The sequence below is a fragment of the Chitinophagales bacterium genome (genome assembly GCA_016787225.1).
Taxonomy (GTDB): domain Bacteria; phylum Bacteroidota; class Bacteroidia; order Chitinophagales; family JADJOU01; genus CHPMRC01.
The window spans coordinates 312,874-331,353 of sequence record JAEUUY010000011.1; the positions used below are offsets into that span (position 1 = coordinate 312,874).

Below are 18,480 nucleotides of genomic sequence, written 5' to 3' on the forward strand. Positions count from 1 at the left end.
AATAAAGTGCGAAATTAAGATATTTAAAACAATTTCGTCCTATTTATTTTTTCTTATTATCTTTGTTCTAGATTTTGTAATGAATAATAAAAAAATAGCCATCATAGGCGCAGGCTTTTCCGGACTCAGTGCTGCATGTTATCTAGCAAGGCAGGGCTTTAGCGTTACTATATTTGAGAAAAATAAAGACACAGGAGGACGTGCTAGGATGTTTGAATCTGAAGGCTTTAGATTCGATATGGGACCGAGCTGGTACTGGATGCCGGATGTATTTGATAGATTTTTTGGAGATTTTGATAAGAAAACAGCGGATTATTATGATTTGGTAAAGTTGTCACCTGGTTTTCAAATTATATTTAAGGGCGGTGAACAATTTCTGATGCATAATGATGCTCAAGAATTGCGTCAAGCATTTGATAATCTCGAGCCAGGTAGTGGAAAGAAGTTGGAAAAATTTCTCAAAAATGCAGCATATAAATATAAAATAAGCATGACAGATTTGGTTTTCAAACCTTGTCATAGTGTTCTTGAATTTATTCGCTGGGACATTATACGCGAAGTATTCATAACTAATCTATTTAGTCCATTAGCCAATGAAGTTCGTGCACTCTTTAAAAATGAGAAACTAAGACAGGTTGTAGAATTTCCTGTTATATTCTTAGGTGCTATGGCAGACAAAATTCCTGCCCTTTATAGTATTATGAACTATGCAGCCATGGTACAAGGCACCTACTATCCTCAGGGTGGTATGGTCAAGATCGCCGAAGCTATGACTGCTTTAGCTCACGAGCTAGGAGTAGAGATCGTAACCAATGCCAATATAGAAAAAATAGAAGTAAATAATGGTAAAGCCATTGGGGTTAAATTGAATTCTAACTCTCTTGGTTTTGATGCTATCTTATCTTCCGCAGACTACCACCATACTGAAATGAAACTATTGGATGTTCCGTATAGAAATTATGATGAATCTTACTGGGAATCCCGGGTTTTTGCACCATCTTCTGTTTTATTTTATTTAGGTGTAAATAAAAAAATATCAAAACTTTTGCACCATAATCTTTTTTTCGATACAGACTACAATGCCCATGCTAGGGATATCTATGAAAACCCTAATTGGACCAAAGAGCCTCTTTTCTATGTTTGTTGTCCTTCCAAGACAGATACTACTGTAGCTCCAGAAAACTCGGAGAACATATTTATACTAATCCCACACGCTATTCAATTAGTCGAAAATGAGGCTATGGTGGACCACTATTTTCTAAATGTCATAGAGCGTCTAGAGAAATACACGGGTGAATCCATCAAGCCTCATATTGTTTTCAAAAAACAATTCACTGCTAAAAATTTTATTGAAGATTATAATTCGTATAAAGGAAATGCTTATGGATTAGCAAACACACTTATGCAGACAGCATTTCTAAAACCAAAGATGAAAAATAAAAAAGTGAATAATCTTTTCTATACAGGTCAGCTCACCGTTCCAGGACCAGGAGTGCCACCGGCGATTATTTCTGGAAAAATAGTTGCCAATGAAATCCATAAATATTTCACAACATAAATTTAATATACATGTCCGTAGCAATTAGTTTAAATTTACCACATGAGGCTATCGTCGAGCCTGTAAACATGAACACTACGATTCAATTCAATACGCTAGAGCTTACCAGCCCTAAATCTTTATATGATGAGATTTCTTTGCAGGCTAGTATAAATATTACTAAAAAATATAGCACTAGTTTTTCTATTGGCATTCTATGTCTTGATAAATCCGTGCGCAGTGCCATATACCAGATATACGGCTTTGTGCGGGTAGCCGATGAAATAGTAGATAGCTTTCATGGGTATGATAAAAAAACTCTCTTGAGTGAATTCGAAGAAGAAACATATCGAAGTATTGAAAGAAAAATCTCTACGAATCCTGTTTTGAATAGTTTTCAGTATGTAGTCAATAAATATAATATCGACCATAGTTTGATAAAGAGTTTTCTGAATAGTATGCGCATGGATTTAGAATCCAAATCACATGATAAAGTTTCGTACGATACTTATATTTATGGTTCAGCAGAAGTTGTAGGGCTTATGTGTCTATATGTCTTCGTAAATGGAGACATGACCTCTTATCATAGACTGCGTCCTATGGCTATGAAGCTCGGCTCGGCTTTTCAGAAAATAAATTTCTTGCGAGATATTAAAGAGGATTCCCTTCATCTAGGCAGAGTATATTTCCCAAATCTAGATTTGAGTCGATTCAATAATAGCACGAAGGAAACACTAATTGATGAAATTGAACTGGAATTTGACTTGGCACTAGAAGGTATTAAGTTGCTTCCTAAAACTTCGCGCTATGGAGTCTATTTAGCTTATGTGTACTATAAAGGACTTACACGAAAAATAAAAACCATGCCAGCGGAAGTTTTATTAAAAAAGAGAGCAAGTATCTCCAATGTTAAAAAACTCTCTATGGCAGTTTATACTATTTTTATGCGAAAATTTAAAATCAGCATTTAATGAAAATATTGCTTGCCTTTTTTCTTTTTATTAATTCAAGTCTATTCGCATCTTATAATGAATCTATTAGACAAGAACTCGGTAAAGCACTCACCGATGGAAAAAAGGCGGATGAAATGATAGCCAGATTCGAAAAAAATTTATTAGCAGAGCATCAAGGATATCTGGCTGTGGCTTATATGATGAAATCCAATCATGCCAGTATGCCATGGACAAAATTAAAATATTTCTACAAAGGCAAAAAATTGCTGGAAAAAGCTATCAAAGAAGAACCAGAAAGAATAGAATTAAGATTTTTCCGATATGAAATTCAGGTAAAAATACCTAAAGGTCTCAACTATAATAATATGGAGGAGGATAAAAATCTAATGCTAGAGTATCTGCGAAATGAAGAAAACAAAAAATTTGATCAAAACCTTTATACCAAAATTGCTCAACTCAAAATATCGAAAGGATGAATATCATAATTTTCTTAGCTACTTTTTTTCTTATGGAAGGAGTGACATGGTGCACGCATAAATACGTGATGCATGGCTTTCTTTGGAATCTGCATTATGATCATCATAATAAAGATAAGTCGAAAGTGATGGAAAAGAACGATTGGTTTTTTGTCTATTTCGCTATTATCTCAATGTCTCTATTCTATTGCGGTTCGTTCGTATCAGGCATGGAGTTTTGTACCTATATTGGGTTAGGAATTTTAGCTTATGGAATTGCTTATTTTATAGTGCATGAAATAATTATTCACAAACGATTATTCTCAAACTGGACACAACAATTTTTTTACTTCAAAGCATTGCAGAAAGCTCATCGCAAACATCATTCTCATCTGGGTCCTGAAGATGGCGAATGTTTTGGTATGCTTTGGGTACCTTTTCATTATTTCAAAGAAGCGTATAGAAATAGATAAATGGTTCCAGAGAAACTTACTTATGTTTTCGTAGATTTATTCACAATAATATTTCCATTGTTGTTTTCATTTACTAAGTCATTTGACTTTAGAACACACTGGAGATACTACTTCCCTGGCAATCTACTAATAGCCTTGCTGTTTATATTATGGGATATTTATTATACTAAAATAGGCGTATGGGGTTTTAATTTGAAATATACTATTGGAGTACAAATTTTCAACCTTCCAGTAGAAGAAATTTTATTTTTTATCTGCATACCTTATGCTTGTGTTTTCACTTATTATTGTTTTCGAAAATTCATTTTCGCTAAAATGAAATACTCCTTCGATCAATTTTGGCTCATTTTAGGAATAGTAAGCATCGTGTTTGGAATTTTTCATTATGACAAACTTTATACTTCTGCAGCCTTTATCAGCTGTGGAATTACCTTAGTCATTGCCTATCGTTTCGCAAAAATCAAATTTCTACATTTTCTATTGTTTTACTTAATAATTCTTATCCCCTTCTATATATTCAATGGTATCTTGACAGGAAGTTTTATGAATAGAATCGTCGTATTCTATAATAATTCTGAGAATTTAGGTTTTCGTATATTAACTGTACCTTTCGAAGATATATTTTATGGTTTGGCGCTTTTGTTGTCCAATATCCTACTTTTTGAATTTTATCTCCATAAATCCACGAAATGAAAAACTATCTTATCATAGGAGGATCTAGCGGTATAGGTCGGGCACTTGCCACCAATCTATGTCATGAGCATAACGTCTATGCTAGTTTTTTTAAAAATGAAGTGTCGGACAGTACAATAAATTACTTTTCATACCAAACCAATAGTGAGTTCCCTATAGATGCACTTCCTGAAACAATCGACGGAATAGCATATTGCGTAGGTGCTATTAATTTAAAACCATTTCACAGAATCACCGAAGAAGATTATATCAATGACTATAAATTACAAGTACTAGGCGCCGTCAAAGTCATTCAATCTGTTTTACCACGTCTCAAAGCTGCACAAAATGCTTCTATTGTCTTGTTTTCTACAGTCGCTGTGCAGACAGGATTTACATTTCATAGTTTAGTCTCTGCTAGTAAAGGCGCTATAGAAGGTTTGACGCGTTCCTTAGCTGCTGAACTGGCCCCCAAAATTAGAGTAAATTGTATAGCACCGTCTATTACTAACACTCCGCTTGCCCAACCTCTTCTCAATACCCCTGAAAAAATAGAAGCCAGTGCACAACGCCATCCATTAAATAGAATTGGCTCTCCAGAAGATGCTGCTGAATTAGCTGCATTTCTTCTCAGTGATAAATCTAGCTGGATAACTGGACAAGTATTCAAACTCGATGGAGGTATTTCTTCTATAAAAAAATAATTATTCACCATTTTAAATTAATAAATATGGACATCAAATTAATGCAAATACATAGTAATGAATTTTTAGATCATGCTATAGAACTTTATAAAAAACTATTACCAACCAATGAAAAAGTAGCTACCGAGAACTTTTTCAGCCATGCAGGAGGTCTTCAATACGAGCTGTCCCAGCTTTCAGATTATGAGCCGAAATCTATGCGTCTTCAAAAAATAGCATCAATCCATGACCATGCTAAAAAAGTTATACATTGGTTAGGCATAATTGATAAGCTCCACTTGACTGGTATCAATATCAAGCCTCTGATGAATGAAGCGACAACTATAGAAGAAAGGATAGCGGATGGTTACAATATGGAACGTAAAGTTGTCCCTGTAAAGCAATATTTTTAACTCATGGCTGGAATATATCAACTTCGCACCAAACAGGAAATCCCTGCTACGATTGACCAAGTTTGGAAATTTATTTCCTCTCCTAGAAATTTGAAGAAGATTACACCAGAGTACATGGGTTTTGAAATCACGAATGAACCGATAGTTGACGTCATGTATGCTGGTATGATTATTTCCTATAAGGTCAAACCTATATTAGGCATACCTATGAACTGGGTTACAGAAATCACTCATGTCAAGGATAAGGAATACTTTGTCGATGAGCAGCGGGTAGGACCATACGCTATATGGCACCACCAGCATAAAATATCTCCCATTGATGGAGGAGTCTTGATGGAAGATATAGTGTCTTATAAACCACCGTTCGGAATTCTAGGAGATATAGCCAACTCATTATTTATTCGAAATCAACTAAAAGCGATCTTCGATTTTCGGTTTATAGCGGTCGAAAGAGAGTTTGGAAAATTAAACTTATAAGACAAACTGAGATGTCAAAAAAACCTGACAATATAGTATATGATGAAGAGCAGGGATATCATGCTAAATTACTTCCCTACGCTACATCTATAGGTGCACCTGTTATCAAAATAGATGATGTCTCGAGCTGGAAAGTATCTGGAATCCAAAAAGTAAATAAATCTATTCATTCACGGTTTAATGAATTAAAAGAAGAGTATAACAAACTCTTAAAGGAATTTCAATGGAATGAATTGGTTTACAATGCACGATTTACCTTCGAACCTGTAGTAGGAGAAACCTACTATTTGTATAAAGATAAAACTGGACAAAACTTTCTATCTCTTATCTCACCTAAAGAATGGAATCAAGAATATCTAGGTACTACTATGCTCAATAGTGAACGGAAATGGTGTTTGATAGAATTGAATCCAGTCGCCGCTTCAACTATAGAGAATGATTAAGGCCACTTGGACTAATTCAGAGTTGAATCGCATCATTGAAATGGCTTGGGAAGATCGCACACCCTTCGAAGCTATCGAGTTTCAGTTTGGCGCAGCAGAATCCGATGTCATAAAAATCATGAGAGCAGAGCTCAAAAGATCCAGCTTCAATCTTTGGCGGCAACGTGTCAATGAAGGGGTAAGTCAAAAACACTTAAAGAAAAGACTTAAAGGAATCAATAGGTTTAAATGTTCTCTACAACGAACCATTACGAATAACAAGATATCTAAGAGATAATAAGTGTCAGATAATTCTTCTATTTTAGGCATTGATTATGGGGGTAGAACGAAAGGCACCGTCGCACTTGCTTGGCTCAAAGAGGATTTAATTTGCGCGTATCAATGCAGTATAAAAGAAGATGCTGATGTCTATATTAATCAATTTATAGTTGACAATAAAATCAAGTTAGTAGCTATTGATGCTCCGCTGTCATTACCTATAGTCTATACCAATAAAAAACTAGGCAATGATTATCACTACAGAAAAGCTGATAGAGAGACCAAAGCCATGTCACCACTTTTCATAGGAGGATTTACTGCGAACTCAATGTCATTCAGAGCACAAAATGAGAACATAAAATTTATCGAAACCTTCCCTTCACACTTCCTGCGAATTATAGAGATAAAGAAACCTAAAGGAGATTACAATGCTACAATAAATTTAATCTTGAAAAAGCTAAACTATAAGTTTAAACTCAACAATATCGTTGAAACTCCTCATCAATTTGATGCCATATGCTGTCTTCTTTCTGGAATTAGATACACGGAGAAAATCACACTATGCTTTGGAGACGAGCTGGAAGGGCAAATTTTTATTTGATATTATAGAAATGTTCACTACAGATTATAGCGAAATCATAGATAAGATAGAATCTATTGACCCTATTGAATATAGTCGTACACGTAATTATTTGAGCGGCGCAGTTACATATCTCTCGCCTTACATAGCTAGAGGTGTCGTCTCTACTAAGCTTGTCATGCTATCATTAATCTCAAGAGGGTTTAAACTCTACGAGATTGAATCCATGATCAAAGAACTCGCTTGGAGAGATTATTTTCAGCGCGTACACCAGTCTCTAGGAAGTGAAATCTATACCGATATAAAAAATCAACAATCTGATGTAATTTCAAATAAAATACCAACATGTATTATAAATGGAAATACTGGAATCGAAGGAATTGATCATTCTATCAATACGCTCTACACGACAGGCTATGTACATAATCATTTTAGAATGTACACAGCTATGCTGGCTACCAACATAGCGCAAACACATTGGTCAGAATGTTCAAAATGGTATTATTGTCACTTGCTCGATGCCGATATAGCCTCCAATACACTCAGTTGGCAGTGGGTTTGTGGTGCATTTAGCCACAAAAAATACTATGCTAATCAAGAAAATATAAATAAATATTTTGGCAAAAACCAGTCAAACACATTTCTTGATACTAGCTATGAGATACTGGCGGAAATGAGCGCGCCGAATATATTTCACGATAGAATAGAAGATTTAAATCTAGCAACAAATCTTCCATCAAATACAGAACTCAAAATAGACTATCGACTTCCTACCCTCATATACAACTTCTATAATCTGGATCCCATTTGGCATGAAAACTTAAAGGCCAATCGAATCTTATTACTAGAGCCCAGTACCTTTGAGAAACATCCTATTTCTCAAAAGAGTATAGACTTTATGCTTGCCTTAGCTAATAATATCTCTGACGTACAGATTTTTGTTGGTGAATTTTCAGAGTTAAAACAACATATTGAAAACTCCGAAATTTATTTTAAAGAACATCCACTGAACTATAATTATTCAGGAATTGAGGAGTCCCGCGACTGGATGTGTACTGAAGTAACAAGCTACTTTCCTTCCTTTTTTAGTTATTGGAAAAAAATAGAACCCATTTTAAAATCACAATTTCGAAGTTAAATGAAACGTGAGCCTATCACCATAGTTTGGTTCAAGAGAGACCTTCGACTCACAGATCATCTGCCCCTGAAGCATGCCACAGATAGCGGTTTTCCTATTTTACTATTGTTTATATTTGAGCCGGCTATAATGAGTTATCACGATAGCGATAATCGCCACTGGCGTTTCGTATACGAATCGTTACTTGACATGAATGCAAAATTAAAATCGCATCAAGCTAGAGTCGAAATTCTCTATGGCGATTGCGAATCCATTTTTGAATATTTTATAGCACACTATTCTATCCATGCCATTTACTCTCATGAAGAAACTGGAAATCGCGTGACATTTCAGCGAGATATTGCTATTGGAAAATTATTGAAATCCGCCAATATACCATGGATCGAAACTCAGACCAATGGCGTGATTCGCCGATTGAAGAATAGAGACCAATGGGATAAACTATGGAAAGAAACCATGCTAGCTCCGCTGATTGAGAATAAGATTGAACATGTTAAAGCAATTACATTACATCAAGAAGTTTTAGGAAAATTCTCTCCGGAAACCCTCCCTTCAGAAATCAAAATTCCCAATAAAAATTTTCAACCAGGAGGAAGTACCGCAGGCTTAAAATATCTCCATAGTTTCCTCACTACACGATACCAAAATTATTCCTATCATATTTCTAAACCTATGCTAAGCAGAAAATCCTGTGGCAGGATTTCTCCTTATTTGAGTTTTGGTTGTCTTTCGATGAGACAAGTTTATCAAGCTACAATTCATGCCTACGAAGGTTCTAAAAATAAACGAGCTTTATCGGCCTTTATCTCACGACTGCATTGGCGAGATCATTTCATCCAGAAATTTGAATCGGAATGTAGAATTGAATATGAAAATACGAATCGTGGATACGACAAACTATTAAAGTCAAAGAATGAAGATTACATTCGAGCATGGGAAAATGGCAGAACAGGAGTACCACTGGTAGATGCCAGTATGCGTTGTCTTACTGAAACTGGATACGTCAATTTCCGAATGCGTGCTATGCTTGTCTCATTCTTTTCTTACAATTTATGGCAAGATTGGAGAGATGCCACATATCTGGCACGTGTATTTCTTGACTATGAACCAGGAATACATTATCCTCAGAAGCAGATGCAGAGCGGAGTTACTGGAATTAATGTCATTCGGGTATATAATCCTATAAAGAATGCCGAGGAACATGATCCTGATGGAAGCTTTGTTAGAACTTGGATACCTGAACTAAGAAATGTACCCACGGAGTTGATTTTTAGGCCTTGGGAAATGACAGAGCTCGAACAACAAATGTATGGATGTAAAATTAATCTAGACTACCCCGAACCAATTGTGGATATTGAAGCCACGAGAAAATACGCTTCAGATAAGATATGGGGCTTGCGAAAGGACGAAGATGTAAAAAAGGAAAATCAAAGAATTTTATCCATGCACGTAAAAAGGAAAGATCCAAACGATGCAAGGAGAGAAAAGAAATCTAGGATACAAAAATGAAACCAATAAAAAAAGAGAACCTTCCGACAAAAATCTGCCTAGTCTGCAAACTTCAATTCGTTTGGCGAAAGAAATGGGAAAAATGCTGGGATGAAGTGAAATATTGTAGTGATAAATGTCGTATGAATAAAAATAATAAATTCGCATAAAGCGTGGAAGTATCTTTAGTTTACCCTCATCAATTATTCGAGTCTAATCCCTGTATAGATAGAGAACGAAAAGTTTATCTCATAGAAGAATATTTGTTTTTTAATCAATACAAATTTCATAAAATAAAACTAGCCTACCATAGATCGACGATGAAGTTTTACCAAAGCTTCTTGCATAATCAAGGTATAACGGTAGAATATATTCAATCCCAATCTGAACTTCATGATTTCAGAAAACTAGCTACCTATCTCAAAGAGCAGGGCATAGTTAAAATTCATTTCTGCGAAGTCGTCGATGACTGGCTATCGCAAAGGATAAAAAATTCAGGTATAGAAACAATGATATATCAGACGCCAATGTTTCTCAACTCAAGAAACGACATTAAAGATTACTTTGCCGATAAGAAAAGATTTTATCAAACAGATTTTTATATCGACCAGAGAAAGAAAAGAAATATTTTGGTGGATAAATTGAAAAAACCAATTGGTGGCAAATGGTCGTTTGATGTCGAAAATCGCAAAAAGTATCCTAAGGAAAAAATACCTCCTCAGCTCATTCAGATTTCAAAAAATGATTATGATATCGAAGCGGAGAATTACATTTCAAAATATTACTCTCATAATTATGGCGAACTGGGGTTTAAATATCCCTCTACGTTTCAAGAAGCACGTACATGGCTCAAAGATTTTCTGAAAAATAGATTATCTGAATTTGGAATTTATGAAGACGCCATTGTAGAGAATGAATCTACTTTGAATCATAGTATTTTGACTCCTATGCTCAATAATGGGCTGCTTACACCTCAATTTGTTTTAGATGAAACCCTCCAATATGCAGCTGAAAATGAAATCCCATTGAATAGTTTGGAAGGATTTATGAGACAAATAATAGGCTGGCGAGAGTATATCCGTGCAGTGTATTTGCTCAAAGGCCGTCAAGAACGAACAAAAAATTTCTGGAAATTTACAAGAAAAATACCATCAAGCTTTTATAGTGGAACTACCAATATAGAACCTATCGATAGCACTATAGCAAAAGTCCTTCAAAAAGGATACAATCATCATATTGAAAGGCTTATGATACTTGGCAATTTTATGCTCTTAGCAGAGATAGATCCCGATGATGTTTATCAATGGTTTATGGAAATGTATATCGATGCCTATGACTGGGTTATGGTTCCTAATGTGTATGGCATGAGTCAGTTTGCAGATGGAGGGCTTATGGCAACCAAACCTTATATTTCTGGTAGCAATTACTTATTCAAAATGAGTGATTTCAAAAAGGGAGCATGGTCAAAAATATGGGATGCGCTCTTTTGGAATTTTATGGATAAGCAGCGAGATTTTTCCCTGTCCAATCCTCGAATAGGTATACTAGTTCATATGTTTGATAAAATGCCTGTCGAAAAGAGAACAAATTATCTCGCAATGGCTGAAAATTACCTCAAGAAACTTATTTAAAACTAAATGCAATTTAATAGTCAAGATATTCAAGAATTTCCCAAACGATATCGAGCTCAGTTTATCAACACACTAAGTGGAGTTAAAACCCCCGTCTTAGTGGGGACGAGGAGTAAAATAGGTCAAACTAATCTCGCCATCTTTAGCTCACTGGTTCATATAGGATCTCATCCACCATTGTTAGGTCTCATATTCCGACCAGATTCAGTACCGAGACATACCTTGTCTAATATTTTAGAGACTGAATGCTACAGCATAAACTATATTCCTGCTTCTATGATAGAAAATGCGCACCAAACTTCCGCGAAATATCCAAGAGAAGTCTCAGAATTTGATGCATGTAAAATCCAAAAATTAGAAACAGAATTTCAAGCACCCTTTGTAGCGCATTCCCCAATTCGTATCGCTATGAAATTTAGAGAAAAAATAGATTTAAGCATCAATGATACATCCTTGGTTATTGGAGAAATCGTCGAAGTATTTTTAGAGAAAATAAAACCCAGAGAAGATGGTTATCTACCCATAACAGATGCCAATATATCTTCTATCGTAGGATTAGATTCTTATCACAGCCCTAGTCCGCTTTTTAGGCTCAATTACAGTCAACCAGACAAGGCACCAACTAAACTATGTTAATTTTATAATACATCTTTTGAAATATTAAAAAAATTATATTTTTGTTATACGCTAAATCGTCACATGTTAAAAAACTTCACCAAAGCAGATATATTATTCTTAATTGCAGCCTTAATTTCTTTAGTTTACGCAGAGTTATTGTACTTTGGAGGAAACAAAGAAGATGGACTATTCGTAGGGCTCTGGGTACCGACCATTCTTTCATTGAGTATTTTCTTAAAGCTACTTAAAAAGAGATAATAATGATGCAGTACATTGCTTATATCACAGGTTTGGTAACTGTAATCTCATTCTACGCTTTTTATCTTGCTATAAAAGATTTAAACAATGAAGACTAGTGTTTGTTATAGATAATCCAAATACTCTTCAATGCCGGACAACAAGATTAAGGAAATAAAACATTTTTGAGACTCATTTTTCCTTAGATTTGCTCACTAAAATCAATATCTCCCAATGAAAAATACCCCATTAACCGATACCCATATAGCATTAGGCGCCAAAATGGCGGAATTTGCAGGATATAACATGCCTATCTCCTATAAAGGAATCAAAGAGGAGCATCATCAAGTTCGCAATGCAGTAGGAATGTTTGATGTGAGCCACATGGGAGAATTTATACTTGAAGGGGAAAATGCCCTAGCCCTCATTCAAAAGGTCACCTCAAATGATGCCTCTAAACTAGCTGATGGTCAGGCACAATATTCCTGTATGCCCAATGATAAAGGCGGAATTGTAGATGATTTATTGGTTTATAAAATAGCTGACAACCACTATATGCTGGTCGTCAATGCTTCTAATATAGACAAGGATTGGAACTGGATATCGAGTCATAACGATTTGGGTGTGAAAATGACTAATATATCTGATGAAACTTCTTTGCTAGCTGTCCAAGGACCACAAGCCACAGCTACCTTGCAGAAATTAACCTCTGTCAATCTAAGTGATATCCCTTATTATCATTTTTCAAAAGGTGATTTTGCTGGCTGCAAAGATGTTATTCTTTCTGCTACAGGCTATACTGGTGCAGGCGGATTTGAACTCTATATTCCAAATGAAAGTGCCGTCACTGTTTGGAACAAAATTATTGATGCAGGCACGGAATTTGGTTTACAGCCTATAGGACTAGGTGCTAGAGATACGCTGAGATTAGAAATGGGTTTCTGCCTTTATGGAAATGATATCGATGACACAACCAATCCTATTGAAGCAGGTTTAGGTTGGATCACTAAATTTACTAAATCATTTATAGGAGATAACTTTGCAAAAGAGTTAAAAGAAAATGGTACAAAAAGAAAATTGGTAGGTATTCAAATGATCGATAGAGGTATTCCTCGACATGGATATGAAGTAACCGATGCTAGTGGAAATAAGATTGGAATTGTCACTTCTGGCTCTCAAACACCATCGTTGGACGTTTCCATAGGTATAGCTTACATTGATGTACCATACAACAAACTAGATTCGGAGGTCTTTGTAAAAATTAGAGAGCAATTAGTCAAAGCAAAGGTAGTTAAAATGCCTTTTTACCAAAAATCTAACTAAAAGCTATTAAATTTGCACTTAATTAAATTTGGTACAATAGACCATTCTTAATTATTCATTACTAATTATTAATTATTTTAAAATGTATCTAATTGGAATGCCAGGTGGCTGGGAATGGATTATAATTTTACTTGCAATTGTTCTGCTTTTTGGTGGAAAAAAGATTCCAGAACTAATGAGAGGAGTCGGAAAAGGAATCAAGGAATTCAACAATGCCAAAGCCAATATCAAAAATGAGATAGAGGAAGGCATGAAAGAAGTAGAAGAGGAAGAATCTTATAAGAAGGGTTAAAAGTTGAAAGTGAAAAGTTGAAAGACACTTCCATCTTCTTTAAACTTTAAACATTAAACTTTTTAACGAAACAAATGAATTTCAACACCAAAGATATTGAGAAAATAGAGGTAATAGGAGACCGTCTATTAGTCAAGCCATCTACCATCGAAAATACCACCAAATCAGGCTTGATTTTACCTCCAGGCATTCAAGAAAAAGAAAATATCCAGTCGGGTTATGTCATAAAAGTAGGACCTGGCTACCCTATCCCGAATATAGAACCCGATGAGCCATGGAAGCCTGCTTCAGATATGATAAAGTATATTCCGCTTCAAGTACAAGTAGGCGATTTGGCTGTATTTTTACAAAAACATTGCTACGAGATTCAATTCAATAATCAAAAATATTTCATTTTGTCTCAATCATCAGTGCTGATGGTTCTGCGAGATGAATGGGTGAATTAATTATACCAATGTTATACCAATAGCGGTATTAAAATGGTCCAACCCATTTTAATACCTTGTTATGGTAAATGCCGTAGCAGTATTTGTTTAGTACAATGAGCCATGCGACATTGGACTATTACTAATACGCTTACGGTATTACATCTATAATATTCCAAACTATTTTGAATGGTTACAGTGGTAAATGCCGTTATTATTGATGCTCAGGGCAATGAACGACAGTGATATTGGACTGTTACATAAATACAAACGGTATCAAATTCTAGTCAGCTATTACTTGCTAAAGTCTATCTCTGTGTTATCGCCTACGGTAATGGTTTGCGATGCTCCTTTGAGAGAAGAGTCACTTCCTATTACGAAGTCTGAAAGCTTCATAGTATCAAGTTTTGAATAACTGCCAATGATTCCATTTTCTATAATGGAGTGATTAATTTTTGCATGTTCCCCAATTGAAACATTGGGTCCTACAATAGAATTAGTAATTTCGCAATTCTCTGCAATATATACTGGTTCTACGATAACCGAATTTATCACACGCGCAGTAGGAGATATCCGTCCTCCGAACTTATTTAGTAATAAAGAATTTGAATTTAGTAAAACTTCTCCATTGCCAACGTCGAGCCACTGCTCGGCTACTACTAAGTCGAAAGATACTCCTTGCTTTAGCATTTCGTTAAGCACATCCGTTAACTGAAACTCGCCTTCTGTTCTAATTCCGTCCTTTTCATACTTATCCAATATGGAAAATAATAAATCTGTTTCGACGATTTTATACAAACCTACCAAGGCTAAATTTGACTTAGGAATCCTTGGTTTTTCTACAAATCGAACTATTTTATCTTCTTCACCTAATTCAACTACGCCAAAATTATAAGGATCTTTTACCTTCTTGATAGCAATACTTGATTTTTTGGCTTTATAAAAATTAGAATTAATTTCTATCAAACTATCGCCCAATACAATAATAAGCTCATCGTTTGGTTGTACAAATTCCTTGACTAAAAAAACGGCTTGTCCTATTCCCTCCCGCTTTGCTTGAAAAACAAATTTAGAATTTAGCTCTGGATAATTCTCATTGACATAATCCACTATTTTTTCTCCAAAATATCCCACGATAAAAAGTAAGTCGGTAATCCCTTGATTTTTTAGGTCATCAATTATATAGGATATAATAGGCTTACCTGCTATAGGTATAAGTGCTTTAGGCTGCGTATAGGTAAATGGTCGGAGGCGTGTGCCAGCACCTGCTACTGGTATGATTGCTTTAAGCTTTGACATGTTCGATTGCTTTTACTACTCGACTAAAAATTTCCTCTGCCGCAGGACAAATTTCTATGTTTTTTTCCAAAAGACCGAGATGGTTTTTTATTCCTTTCATGTTGGTATGAGGATACTCGCGACAAGCCCGCGGTCTATCTTTATAAATACGACATTTGTTGTCCTCAAGATTTAACATTGGGCAAGGTTGAGACTTGAATACAAAATCACCATCTTCATCCATTTCTACGTAGTTTTGAAATAATGCTGAAGTTGAAACACCAATGGCAAAGCTTAAATCAACTATTTCTTCTAGCTCTATAATAGGACTATAATTTCGACAACAATTTGCGCATGAGAGACAATCATAGTTTTTAAAAACAATATCATGTGTGGAAGAGAAAACTAAATCTAATTTTTCAGCTGGTATATCCTTTAAACTAGTTAGACTGCCCACTGTTCAATATTTACTACCCTCTTTGGTTAGGTTTTTTGTTTCTTTTTCTTAGCAGCAGGAAAAAGAACATTATTTAATATTAGTCTATATCCAGGTGAATTAGGATGTAAATTTAAATCCGTCTTAGGATCATAAACATAGTGCTGATAATCCTCTGGATCATGGCCACCATAGAAGGTCCACATACCCTTGCCCTTAGTTCCGTGGATATATCTGGCCTCATTAGCGCTTTTATTATCTGCTAAGATAATGACATCGTTCTTAATTAAATCCTTTTTAAATGCGGTCGTCTGACCCATAAATCCTTTAATAATTCGTTCGTGGTTTTGAGTTAAAATAGTCGGTATATGATCCCATTTTGCTGAAAATTCGAACAACAAAAAATAGTCTTCGGATTCATCGATATTCGGGTCGCCCATAGCCGGGTTTCTATCAATACTTGAATACTCATAAACGTAAGGATTGGTATATAAGTTGTATTTTTGAAATGCAAAGCTCTTATTAAAATCCAATTTATTTTGATAGTTTGGGTCTAATGGATCTCCATCGAAAACAGACTCACAGATATCTGTTTCTTCTGAAGCCAATGCAATATCATAGGAATCAGTAGCAGAGCACATAGCAAATAAAAATCCACCACCTATTACAAATTCTTTGATTCTTTTAGTTACGGCCAATTTCATTTTTGACACTTTATCAAAACCAAATTCCTTAGCTATAGCCTCCATATTTTCCTGATCTTTTTTATACCATTCAGCTGTATGATAGGCTCCATAAAACTTGCCATACTGACCTGTGAAATCTTCATGATGTAAATGTAGCCAATTATATTTCGGCAATTTATCCGTCAAAATTTCTTGATCATAGATAACCTCATAAGGAATTTCTGCATAAGTCAACACCATGGTTACCGCATCATCCCATGGCAGTTTAGTTTTAGGAGAGTAGATGGCTATTTTAGGAGCAACTTCTAGTTTTATAACCTCTTGGTTAACATCATTTCGTGATATATTTTCAACAATAGAAGAATAATCAGACTCTGAAACTATTTCATAACTAACACCACGAATGATACACTCCTTCTCAATGGTTTCTGAAAATGGTAAAGCAAAACTACCGCCACGATAATTCAGTAGCCATTCCACCTGAAGATTCTTGTCTATAACCCAATATGCAATACCGTAGGACTTCAAGTGATTTTTCTGTTCTTTGTCCATAGGTATTAAAAGCCTAGAGGCACTCATACTAGAGCCTATAAAGACAACCAAGAAAGCAATAAATAAAAACTTAAGACACCTCACTGTCACTAAAATTTAGGACAGAACATTTTTCTTTGTCTCGAGTGTTTGATACTAAATACATAGTTCATATAGAGTTCGAATCCTCCCTGAAATTTAGAAGCTCTCTTTAGGTCCGACACATTTAAATCGTAGGCTGCACCAATTTCAAAATTATTATAATCAACTCTAGTTGTTATTACAAAAGATTCAAAATTCAAAGAACCACTATTTAATACATTTGTTGGGTCACCACCTACTATTCTTGTCATTAATCCAAGATAAACCGAATTACTCAATGGGTCTGTTGGATCTAAAAGTAGTCGAACATCAGAGCCTGCCATAGTTTCAAAACTTGCACCTTGCTTCATGACTAAAACTTTAGGGATTAGGTCTAGGGATTGTCCCATCTCAAAAGCGGCTGCTGCATTAAAGTTTATACGCATTGGTATGATAAGTGCACCATCTGCACTTGTTCCGCCTGGATTTCTAAAGAAACTGGCTCTTGGTTGATTTATATGTAGCAACCCTAAACCCGCAGAAAATCTCTTTCGGGTATTATAAACATTGTAGCCCCATGAAATCCCTGTACTAAAATCGTAAAAAATTAAATTATCATCCAATCTTCCCGATTCACCAGGTATGGCTCCATCGTAGCGAGTACCATTCCACTGATTGCCCCAGGTAAGATTTGATAAGTCAATAGTACTTTGATGAAAAGCTATCTGACCTCCAATTGCGATGAAATGATCACCATACTGATCTAGAGCTTTTCTGTAAGAAGCCGATAGTCCAATTTTAGTGTTAGCTAACCTACTCTGACCAGCAACATCCCTCATACCATAAACTCCCATACCCACGAAATCATTCTCGTCTATTCCCTTGTTGGTACGTGCCTCTAAACTTCCGACTATTGTGCGATATGCTGCAATAGACTCGTTAGACAATATAGAATTCCATTGGTCTCGATATTGTGCACTGACTCTGAAATTTCCATTGAAGTTTCCTGTATAAGCAGGGTTAATGCCTATAGGAACTCCGTAGAATATACTGAAATGGGGGTCTTGAGACTTTAGCAAAGCACAAGACAGTATGGAAAGTAATACGATTGATAGTTTCTTCATTTGCTCTTTTTCTCCTTTGATTTCTTTCGTAGATAAGTATTTTCGAGTATAAAATTATCACTTTCTTTTTAATCTGAATGATATTTTTTTACTACACCTCTCTACGAACTACCTTATCAACGTAATACTTCCTTTTTTAGTACGTTTTTCTCCGTTGAGATATTCTACCTCTGCAGAGAAGCTGTATACGCCACTTGGTTGTGGCTCGTTTTTATAGACCCCATCCCATCCCATAGTGATATGGTCAG

The 18,480-nt window shown here is 35.4% G+C and carries 25 protein-coding genes; 20 read left to right on the top strand and 5 right to left on the bottom strand.

Annotated features, from left to right (window positions below):
• Positions 1-79 precede the first annotated feature (79 nt).
• From crtI to JNL75_04635, 20 genes are all read left to right on the top strand, one after another.
• Positions 80-1,558: a phytoene desaturase gene (crtI, locus tag JNL75_04540; GenBank protein MBL7789085.1), complete on the top strand. Its 1,479-nt coding sequence runs from the start codon at positions 80-82 to the stop codon at positions 1,556-1,558.
• Positions 1,559-1,626: 68 nt separating this feature from the next.
• Positions 1,627-2,508: a phytoene/squalene synthase family protein gene (locus tag JNL75_04545; protein MBL7789086.1), complete on the top strand. Its 882-nt coding sequence runs from the start codon at positions 1,627-1,629 to the stop codon at positions 2,506-2,508.
• Positions 2,508-2,966 (top strand): hypothetical protein, encoded by a 459-nt coding sequence (locus tag JNL75_04550; GenBank protein MBL7789087.1) that lies wholly within the window; start codon positions 2,508-2,510, stop codon positions 2,964-2,966. Before JNL75_04545 ends, JNL75_04550 begins: the two co-directional genes overlap by 1 nt.
• Positions 2,963-3,418, top strand: coding sequence for a sterol desaturase family protein (locus JNL75_04555; protein ID MBL7789088.1), 456 nt, complete (start codon positions 2,963-2,965; stop codon positions 3,416-3,418). Before JNL75_04550 ends, JNL75_04555 begins: the two co-directional genes overlap by 4 nt.
• Positions 3,419-4,111, top strand: coding sequence for a lycopene cyclase domain-containing protein (locus JNL75_04560; protein MBL7789089.1), 693 nt, complete (start codon positions 3,419-3,421; stop codon positions 4,109-4,111).
• Entirely contained in the window at positions 4,108-4,794 is a 687-nt protein-coding gene (locus JNL75_04565) for an SDR family oxidoreductase (protein ID MBL7789090.1), read from the top strand. Before JNL75_04560 ends, JNL75_04565 begins: the two co-directional genes overlap by 4 nt.
• Positions 4,795-4,820: 26 nt before the next feature.
• On the top strand, positions 4,821-5,186 hold the full coding sequence (locus JNL75_04570) for a hypothetical protein (GenBank protein ID MBL7789091.1): 366 nt from the start codon (positions 4,821-4,823) through the stop codon (positions 5,184-5,186).
• A 3-nt stretch (positions 5,187-5,189) separates the two neighbouring features.
• On the top strand, positions 5,190-5,663 hold the full coding sequence (locus JNL75_04575; GenBank protein MBL7789092.1) for an SRPBCC family protein: 474 nt from the start codon (positions 5,190-5,192) through the stop codon (positions 5,661-5,663).
• Positions 5,664-5,674: 11 nt separating this feature from the next.
• Positions 5,675-6,106, top strand: coding sequence for a DUF2452 domain-containing protein (locus tag JNL75_04580; protein MBL7789093.1), 432 nt, complete (start codon positions 5,675-5,677; stop codon positions 6,104-6,106).
• Positions 6,099-6,383, top strand: a complete 285-nt coding sequence (locus JNL75_04585; GenBank protein ID MBL7789094.1) for a TIGR03643 family protein — start codon at positions 6,099-6,101, stop codon at positions 6,381-6,383. Before JNL75_04580 ends, JNL75_04585 begins: the two co-directional genes overlap by 8 nt.
• Positions 6,384-6,386: 3 nt before the next feature.
• Positions 6,387-6,965: a DUF429 domain-containing protein gene (locus JNL75_04590; GenBank protein MBL7789095.1), complete on the top strand. Its 579-nt coding sequence runs from the start codon at positions 6,387-6,389 to the stop codon at positions 6,963-6,965.
• Positions 6,853-8,082 (top strand): hypothetical protein, encoded by a 1,230-nt coding sequence (locus JNL75_04595; protein ID MBL7789096.1) that lies wholly within the window; start codon positions 6,853-6,855, stop codon positions 8,080-8,082. Before JNL75_04590 ends, JNL75_04595 begins: the two co-directional genes overlap by 113 nt.
• Positions 8,083-9,591 carry a deoxyribodipyrimidine photo-lyase gene (locus JNL75_04600; protein MBL7789097.1) on the top strand — a complete coding sequence of 503 codons (1,509 nt, stop codon included), beginning with the start codon at positions 8,083-8,085 and terminating at the stop codon, positions 9,589-9,591.
• Entirely contained in the window at positions 9,588-9,740 is a 153-nt protein-coding gene (locus tag JNL75_04605) for a DUF2256 domain-containing protein (protein MBL7789098.1), read from the top strand. Before JNL75_04600 ends, JNL75_04605 begins: the two co-directional genes overlap by 4 nt.
• A 3-nt stretch (positions 9,741-9,743) precedes the next feature.
• The gene (locus tag JNL75_04610; protein MBL7789099.1) at positions 9,744-11,201 is read left to right on the top strand and encodes a cryptochrome/photolyase family protein; all 1,458 of its coding nucleotides are present in this window, start codon (positions 9,744-9,746) and stop codon (positions 11,199-11,201) included.
• A gap of 6 nt (positions 11,202-11,207) precedes the next feature.
• Complete coding sequence (locus tag JNL75_04615; GenBank protein MBL7789100.1) at positions 11,208-11,837, top strand: flavin reductase; 630 nt, start codon at positions 11,208-11,210, stop codon at positions 11,835-11,837.
• Between the two features lie 63 nt (positions 11,838-11,900).
• Positions 11,901-12,077 (top strand): hypothetical protein, encoded by a 177-nt coding sequence (locus tag JNL75_04620; protein ID MBL7789101.1) that lies wholly within the window; start codon positions 11,901-11,903, stop codon positions 12,075-12,077.
• Between the two features lie 213 nt (positions 12,078-12,290).
• Positions 12,291-13,379 carry a glycine cleavage system aminomethyltransferase GcvT gene (gene gcvT, locus JNL75_04625; GenBank protein MBL7789102.1) on the top strand — a complete coding sequence of 363 codons (1,089 nt, stop codon included), beginning with the start codon at positions 12,291-12,293 and terminating at the stop codon, positions 13,377-13,379.
• A gap of 97 nt (positions 13,380-13,476) precedes the next feature.
• Positions 13,477-13,671: a twin-arginine translocase TatA/TatE family subunit gene (locus JNL75_04630; GenBank protein ID MBL7789103.1), complete on the top strand. Its 195-nt coding sequence runs from the start codon at positions 13,477-13,479 to the stop codon at positions 13,669-13,671.
• A gap of 74 nt (positions 13,672-13,745) precedes the next feature.
• Complete coding sequence (locus JNL75_04635) at positions 13,746-14,117, top strand: co-chaperone GroES (protein MBL7789104.1); 372 nt, start codon at positions 13,746-13,748, stop codon at positions 14,115-14,117.
• A gap of 273 nt (positions 14,118-14,390) precedes the next feature.
• On the opposite strand, the gene JNL75_04640 is transcribed toward JNL75_04635, so the two are convergent.
• The 5 genes from JNL75_04640 to JNL75_04660 form a co-directional block, all read right to left on the bottom strand.
• Positions 14,391-15,395, bottom strand: a complete 1,005-nt coding sequence (locus tag JNL75_04640; GenBank protein ID MBL7789105.1) for an NTP transferase domain-containing protein — start codon at positions 15,393-15,395, stop codon at positions 14,391-14,393.
• Entirely contained in the window at positions 15,382-15,831 is a 450-nt protein-coding gene (locus tag JNL75_04645; GenBank protein ID MBL7789106.1) for a YkgJ family cysteine cluster protein, read from the bottom strand. Before JNL75_04645 ends, JNL75_04640 begins: the two co-directional genes overlap by 14 nt.
• Positions 15,832-15,857: 26 nt before the next feature.
• Positions 15,858-17,132: a hypothetical protein gene (locus JNL75_04650; protein MBL7789107.1), complete on the bottom strand. Its 1,275-nt coding sequence runs from the start codon at positions 17,130-17,132 to the stop codon at positions 15,858-15,860.
• A 5-nt stretch (positions 17,133-17,137) separates the two neighbouring features.
• Positions 17,138-18,232, bottom strand: a complete 1,095-nt coding sequence (locus JNL75_04655) for a PorP/SprF family type IX secretion system membrane protein (GenBank protein MBL7789108.1) — start codon at positions 18,230-18,232, stop codon at positions 17,138-17,140.
• A 108-nt stretch (positions 18,233-18,340) separates the two neighbouring features.
• Positions 18,341-18,480 (bottom strand): hypothetical protein (locus JNL75_04660; protein MBL7789109.1); only part of this gene is annotated, 140 nt, incomplete at its 5' end.